Genomic DNA, 6,395 nt, shown 5'->3' on the forward strand with positions numbered 1-6,395 from the left:
CCAGCGGGAGCAAGCTCCCTCGCCACAAAGAAACAGCCTTAATACTTATTTCCGGGCTTGCTGATAAAGCGGCATTACCTTCGGAATCGCCGCCTGCAATGAAGCGATCCGGCTGCTGGACGACGGGTGGGTGCTCATGAACTCCGGCGGCGCGCCTTCCGATGCCTTGGCCATTTTGTTCCACAAGGTGATCGCGGCATTCGGGTCGTAGCCGGCACGAGCGGCCAGTTCCAGGCCGATCAGGTCAGCTTCGTTCTCATTGCCGCGACTGTTGGGCAGGGTCATGCCGTAGTTGGCCACGGTATCGGCCAACGCCAGGCTGTCCTGGCCCAGACCGAACAATGCACCGGCGCCCTGCTTGGCCATTTCGATGCCGTAGGCCTTGGACATTGCTTCGCGGCCGTGCTCGCGCAAGGCGTGGGCGATTTCATGGCCGATGATCGCGGCGATTTCATCGTCAGTGAGCTTGAGCTTGTTGATCAAACCGGTGTAGAAAATGATTTTGCCGCCGGGGCCGCAACTGGCGTTGAGCTCATCGCTTTTGATCAGATTCACTTCCCAGTTCCATTGCGCCGAATCCGGGCGGAACACCGGTGCCTGAGCGATCAGCCGACTGGAAATGGCCTGGACGCGCTTGGCATCGCTACTCGTCTTGTCCAATACACCCTTGGCGCTCGCTTCGCCCATGGTCTTTTGGTAGGACTGGGCATACATCTGATTGACCTGGTCGGTGGACAGCATGCTGAACATGTATTGCTTGCGCTCCACGCCCACGGCTCCGCCGCTGGTGGTGTTGACCGACTGGCAACCGGCAAGCAGCAAGCCCACACTCAGTGCACTCACCATCAATATCTTGTTCATGTAAGAAGCTCCCTGGAAACGTGGGCGTATCCTAGGCGCTGATTTGTATCGGCGCCAGATACATAGCGTGGGATTACAGTTTTTTCAGACAGACCCTACTCCAGTCCATTTACGACACCCATAAAGCCAAAACAGTCATCCGACGAACAGCGCCTCATGCCGGGCCAAAGAAACGCCGATACAGGCTCAGACGTCATTCCCGCGTCCGGAGCCTTTATGAAATTCAAATCGATCCAGTTTTCCGTGGCCGCTCTGGCCGGCGCCATCATCCTCAGTGTGGTCGGCGCCCTGGTGCTGTACGCGCTGTTTGCCGGCGCCCGCACCCAGGAGATGGTGCAACAGCGGACCAAGGCGCAGTTCGAGCATCTGATCGAACAACGCCTCGACGCGCTGGCCCGCACCCAGGCGAGCCTGATCCAGCGGGAACTGGAGGCGCCTCTGCTGCTTGCCCGGGGCCTGGCGACCACCAATGCCTTGATGGGTATGAATGGCACGGACGGCAACGCGCAATTGAAGGTGCCCCGCGAGCAGATGATCAGCCTGCTGCGCGAAACCGTGGTGCGCAACCCGAAGATTCTCGGCGCCTACATCGCCTGGGAACCAAACGCCATCGACCACGATGACGCCAATTACGTGAACAGCCCGGTGCTGGGCATGGAAACCGATGGGCGCTTCCTGCCCTGGTGGTTTCGCAACCAGGACGGCACCCTGGGCCTGGAAAAGCTCGCCGATGTGACGGACCAGAAACTGCTGTCCACCGGTATTCGCGCCAGTGAGTACTACCTGTGCTCGCGGGACAGCAAGAAAGCCTGCGTGATCGACCCGGCGCCTTATCGCGTCGGCAATACCATGACCATGCTCGCCTCGTTCATCGAACCAATCATGGTCGATGGCCAGTTCCAGGGCATCGTCGGCGCCGACTTGTCGGTGAACTTCATCCAGGACATGCTCGTCGCTGCCGACCGCCAGCTGTATGAGGGCGCCGGGGAAATGGCGCTGCTCTCCAGCAATAACCGCTTGGTGGCCTTCACGAAGGACCCGTCCAAACTGGGAGAGAAGGCCAGCGACCTGCTGGACGCTAATGAGCTGGACAACCTGTCCAAGCTCAGCGTCGGCCAGGTGCGTTACGACGTCGATGAAGCCCATGGGCACATCGAGGTGTACATGCCGTTCGGCATCGGTGAGACCGAAGCCCGTTGGACGCTGATGCTGCAACTGCCGCTCAATGCGGTGATGGCCGAACTGCAAGCGTTGCAGAAAGACCTGGACGCGCAACGCCAGACCGACATCTTCGGCATGGCCATGGTGGGCCTGGTGATTGCCGGCATCGGCCTTCTGGTGATCTGGCTGGTGGCCCACGGCATTGCCCGCCCCCTCAAGCAAATGGTGGCGATGCTCGATGACATCGCCCAGGGCGAAGGCGACCTGACCCGTCGTCTGGTGAGCGACCGCGCGGATGAACTGGGCGCAATCGCCAAGGGCTTCAATACCTTCCTGAGCAAGTTGCAAGGGATGATCACCCAAGTCGTCACCTCGGTGCAGAGCGTCAGCGATTCCTCGGAGCACACTGCCGACATCGCCATCCGCACCAACCAGGGCGTGCACAAGCAAATGGTGGAGATCGATCAGGTCGCCACCGCCGTGCACGAGATGACCGCCACCGCCCAGGACGTGGCCCGCAACGCGACCCAGGCCGCCCAAGCCGCTGGTCACGCAGACCAGGCCGCCAGCCAGGGCATGCAGATCGTGCGGGACACTTCCAGCTCCATCGGCGCCCTGGCCGTGGAAATCGGCAAGGCCGTGAGCGTGGTGCAGGCTCTGGCCAAGGACAGTGAGAACATCAACGCAATTCTCATCGCCATCCGCGGGATCGCCGAACAGACCAACCTGCTGGCGCTCAACGCGGCCATCGAAGCGGCTCGTGCCGGTGAACAGGGGCGTGGATTTGCGGTGGTGGCCGATGAGGTGCGCAACCTGGCGCAGAAAACGCAGCAGGCCACTGAAGAAATCCAGACGATGATCCAACAGTTGCAACAAGGCACCCGGGATGTGGTGCGGGTGATGGAAGACAGCCAGCACCGCACTGACGAAAGCGTGCAGCACGCAGCGAAAGCGGCCCAGGCCCTGGAGACCATCACCCAGGCGGTGTCGGTGATCAACGACATGAACACCCAGATCGCCAGCGCCGCCGAGGAACAAAGCGCGGTGGCCGATGACATCAACCGTAACGTGATCAACATCGGGCAGGTGGCAAATGAAGTGGCGGGCGGCGCGGACGAATCCAGCGCGGCCAGTGCGGACTTGACCAAACTGGCGGAGCAGCAGCGGCGGTTGATCAATCAGTTCAAGGTCTGATCCAAAGGCCCCCATCGCGAGCAGGCTCGCTCCCACAAGGGATTGGCGGTGAGCTCACCGTGGGAGCGAGCCTGCTCGCAATGAGGCCAGCACAGACGCCTCAACACTCAAGCCGGCGTCAGGCACTCCGGCCCATTGAGCTTCGGATCATTGACCATGTTGGCCAGCACCCGCTCGCGCAATGCCGCCGGTTCACTGGCCAGCAAGCCTTGCAATACATGCAAGGGCGTCTCGGGATCGAGCCACAGGCGCTGGCCCTCTTCATCCAGAATCAACGGCCGGCGCTGCCCCGCCGCTGGCTGGGTGATGACGGCGGTGCTCAGCCACACCTGTTCCTGCACGGGATAGGCTTCCCAGATCGCGGCGAAAAACAACGAAGAGCCCTCACCCGGCGTCAACCAGTAAGGGCGTTTGCGCGTACCACCGCGCCATTCATAGAAGCCGTTGGCCGGCAGCAGGCAGCGGCGCAGGCGCAGGGCCTCACGAAACATGGGCTGCTCGGCCACGGTTTCGGCCCGGGCGTGAGCCGGAGTACGGGACAGGTCGGTCAGCCACGGCGGCGTGAGGCCCCAGCGGGCCCGGGCCAGTTCGCGCTGCCCCTCAGCGCCGGCGCGTAGCATCAGCACCGAATCGTTGGGCGAAATATTCCATTGGGCCTTCTGGTCGGCGGGGAAGCCGGGCAAGGCCGCGAAGGCGGGGTTCCAGCGAAACAGGGCATAACGTCCACACATGGGGCAACACGACTCTTGATCAAACGGTCGCCAGCCTAACAGACCAATGTGCCGGGGTAACTGTCCGGCTCATCGCCGGGCAATGGCAGCGCGGCATTGTAGGCGGCGATCAGCTCCCGGGCGTATTGCGCCTGGTCGTCCTCCACTGCCAGCCCCAGCAGGCCATGCATCGGCAACTCTCCCGCACCGCCCACCAGGTCACGGCCCACCAAGTGGGCGGTGATACCTTCACTGGCGAGCATGCCCTGGAGCAGTTCGCCTTCCATCAGGTTTTCCAGCTCGTAGATTCGCTGCATGGACGGCCCCCATCATTCGTTTTCACTGAAGACTTCCAGATGCCATTCTTCATCGTGGACCTGCAGGACAAATGTTATCGGTCGGCAACAGACCTGACAGTCCTCGATATAGGTCTGATCGCCGCCGGACAGGTCCACCAACGTTTCGACTTCCTCACCACAATACGGACATTCATACGGAGCGGTTTCCAGCATCGCGGTCTCCCGGGTGACTTGTGCGTATAATCGCCGGTCTATTTGCAGGGCTATTTTTGTCTGGCTGATCTTTCAGGCCGTGCCCTGTCGGTTTTTTCGATCGAACCTTTACTTACCCTAGCCGTTTCCTACAAGAGAGCATGATGGGCGAATTCGATGCCATCCGACCTTACGACGACAGCGAAGTCCCAGCGGTGCTGGCACGGCTGCTCGGCGACAAGGCGTTTCTAGATATCCTCACCCACTTCCGCTTCCCACGCCTGGCCGGGGCTTTGGGCTGGATGCTCAAGCCTCTTATAGCGCAAAGGTTGCGCCGTGAGTTCGCCGGCGTGACATCGGTCGCCACTTTGCAGGACAAAGTGGAGTTCTATGTCGACCACACGATTGAGCGTGCCACCGATGGCGTGACCTACACCGGGGTGGAGCAATTCAAATCCGGTAGCGCGTACCTGTTCATCGCCAACCACCGCGACATCGTGATGGACCCGGCCTTCGTCAACTACGCCGTGTACCACGCCGGCTTGCCGACGCCACGCATCGCCATCGGCGACAACCTGCTGCAGAAGCCCTTTGTCAGCGATCTAATGCGCCTGAACAAAAGCTTCATCGTGCACCGCTCCATCACCGGACGGCGGGAAAAAATGGCCGCGTACCAGTTGCTCTCGGCCTACATCAATCACTCGATCCGCAACGACTGCGCCTCGATCTGGATTGCCCAGGCCGAAGGACGGGCCAAGGACGGTGACGACCGCACCGAATCGGCGATCCTCAAGATGTTTCACATGAGCCGCAAGGACGAGCCGTTCGGCGAGGTCATCCAGTCGCTGAACCTCACGCCGGTGTCCATCAGCTACGAATACGACCCGTGCGACCAGGCCAAGGCCCGCGAGCTGTACATCCGCGCCACCACCGGCACCTACACCAAGGCGCCGGGCGAGGACGACGTGAGCATCGCCAAGGGTATTACCGGCTACAAGGGTCGGGTCCACGTGAACTTCGCCGCGCCGATCACCGAGCTGTTCGAGGACACCAAGCAACTGGCTCAGGAAATGGATCGGCAGATTCTCGGCGGCTACCGTCTGTTCCCGGTGCATTACCTGGCTTACGCCCAATGGACCGACGCCGACCCGCAGTTGCAGGTGCCGACAGCGGCCCAGGTATTCGACGCCGATGAACTGGCCAAGGCCCAGGAGGAATGGCAACGCCGACTGGACGCTTGCCCGGCGGAGCACCGGCCATTCCTGGTGCTGCAATATGCGACGCCGGTGCGTAATCAGTATCGGGTCAAGGCGGGGTTGGCGCTTTAAGCGATGGACACCGGTTCCCTGTGACGAGGCGGCTTACTCTCGCTGGGTTTGTGTAGGGGCTGCCGAAGGCTCGGGCCGCGTTCGGACGATCTTTTGATCTTTCGTTTGGGGTTCGTGCCTGGGGGAAGATCGCAGCCTCGTTGCACTCGTCAGCTCCTACAGGGCGCAGCCCTGCGGGAGCAAGCTCCCTCGCCACGGGCTATTTCATCAGAACTGCGTGCTGATCCAAGACACCAGCAACGCCAGGCCCAGGCAAGCAAAACCAAAACGATAGAAAAACCGGTTCATGCGCTGGGTCGCCAGATCCAGCAGCGCTTCGAATCGCTCGTTGCCTTCGCGATTACGCGCTTCCAGGCAGGCCCGCGCCCGTTGTTCACGGCGGCGTGTGGCATGCAGCACCCAACCGCCCGGGCAGGCAAACAACAATGCCAGCAGGTTGATCAGTTTGGCGGGGTGAGCAGCGAACAACGAAAACAAATGCAGCGACATCACGAACCTCGAGCAATAAACGGACAGGACGCGTCCGGGACCTACGAACGGCGTGAATTCTACCGAAAGCCTGCGCCCCTACCGCACTTTTTCCGACCAATAACGATCCCCTTGCCCTGCAATGCCATGTTCCTTTGTGGCGAGGGAGCTTGCTCCCGCTG

The 6,395-nt window shown here is 61.3% G+C and carries 7 protein-coding genes and 1 pseudogene; 3 read left to right on the forward strand and 5 right to left on the reverse strand.

Annotation, left to right across the window (positions count from 1 at the left end; all coding sequences use genetic code 11):
- Positions 1 to 45: 45 nt before the first annotated feature.
- The gene (locus HU811_RS23580) at positions 46 to 861 is read right to left on the reverse strand and encodes a M48 family metallopeptidase (protein WP_047229426.1); all 816 of its coding nucleotides are present in this window, start codon (positions 859 to 861) and stop codon (positions 46 to 48) included.
- Between the two features lie 1,302 nt (positions 862 to 2,163).
- Between HU811_RS23580 and HU811_RS27825 the strand changes: the two are divergent.
- A pseudogene (locus HU811_RS27825) lies at positions 2,164 to 2,358 on the forward strand (HAMP domain-containing protein); the annotation flags it as partial.
- 114 nt (positions 2,359 to 2,472) lie between these two features.
- Positions 2,473 to 3,216 carry a methyl-accepting chemotaxis protein gene (locus HU811_RS27830; RefSeq protein ID WP_437179502.1) on the forward strand — a complete coding sequence of 248 codons (744 nt, stop codon included), beginning with the start codon at positions 2,473 to 2,475 and terminating at the stop codon, positions 3,214 to 3,216.
- A gap of 107 nt (positions 3,217 to 3,323) precedes the next feature.
- Here the strand turns inward: HU811_RS27830 and HU811_RS23590 are convergent, their stop codons facing one another.
- Genes HU811_RS23590 through HU811_RS23600 form a run of 3 tightly spaced genes read right to left on the reverse strand, consistent with a single transcriptional unit; the run spans position 3,324 to position 4,438 of the window.
- Positions 3,324 to 3,947, reverse strand: coding sequence for an SOS response-associated peptidase (locus HU811_RS23590; protein WP_047229424.1), 624 nt, complete (start codon positions 3,945 to 3,947; stop codon positions 3,324 to 3,326).
- 35 nt (positions 3,948 to 3,982) lie between these two features.
- Positions 3,983 to 4,243 carry a putative signal transducing protein gene (locus tag HU811_RS23595; RefSeq protein ID WP_092402466.1) on the reverse strand — a complete coding sequence of 87 codons (261 nt, stop codon included), beginning with the start codon at positions 4,241 to 4,243 and terminating at the stop codon, positions 3,983 to 3,985.
- A gap of 12 nt (positions 4,244 to 4,255) precedes the next feature.
- Complete coding sequence (locus HU811_RS23600; protein ID WP_047229423.1) at positions 4,256 to 4,438, reverse strand: CPXCG motif-containing cysteine-rich protein; 183 nt, start codon at positions 4,436 to 4,438, stop codon at positions 4,256 to 4,258.
- A gap of 140 nt (positions 4,439 to 4,578) precedes the next feature.
- Here HU811_RS23600 and HU811_RS23605 point away from each other — a divergent pair, with 140 nt between their 5' ends.
- The gene (locus HU811_RS23605) at positions 4,579 to 5,745 is read left to right on the forward strand and encodes a 1-acyl-sn-glycerol-3-phosphate acyltransferase (RefSeq protein WP_092402471.1); all 1,167 of its coding nucleotides are present in this window, start codon (positions 4,579 to 4,581) and stop codon (positions 5,743 to 5,745) included.
- 207 nt (positions 5,746 to 5,952) lie between these two features.
- On the opposite strand, the gene HU811_RS23610 is transcribed toward HU811_RS23605, so the two are convergent.
- The gene (locus HU811_RS23610; protein WP_186658378.1) at positions 5,953 to 6,234 is read right to left on the reverse strand and encodes a hypothetical protein; all 282 of its coding nucleotides are present in this window, start codon (positions 6,232 to 6,234) and stop codon (positions 5,953 to 5,955) included.
- Positions 6,235 to 6,395: the final 161 nt, after the last annotated feature.

Origin of the sequence: Pseudomonas tehranensis, assembly GCF_014268615.1 — a bacterium.
GTDB lineage: Bacteria > Pseudomonadota > Gammaproteobacteria > Pseudomonadales > Pseudomonadaceae > Aquipseudomonas > Aquipseudomonas tehranensis.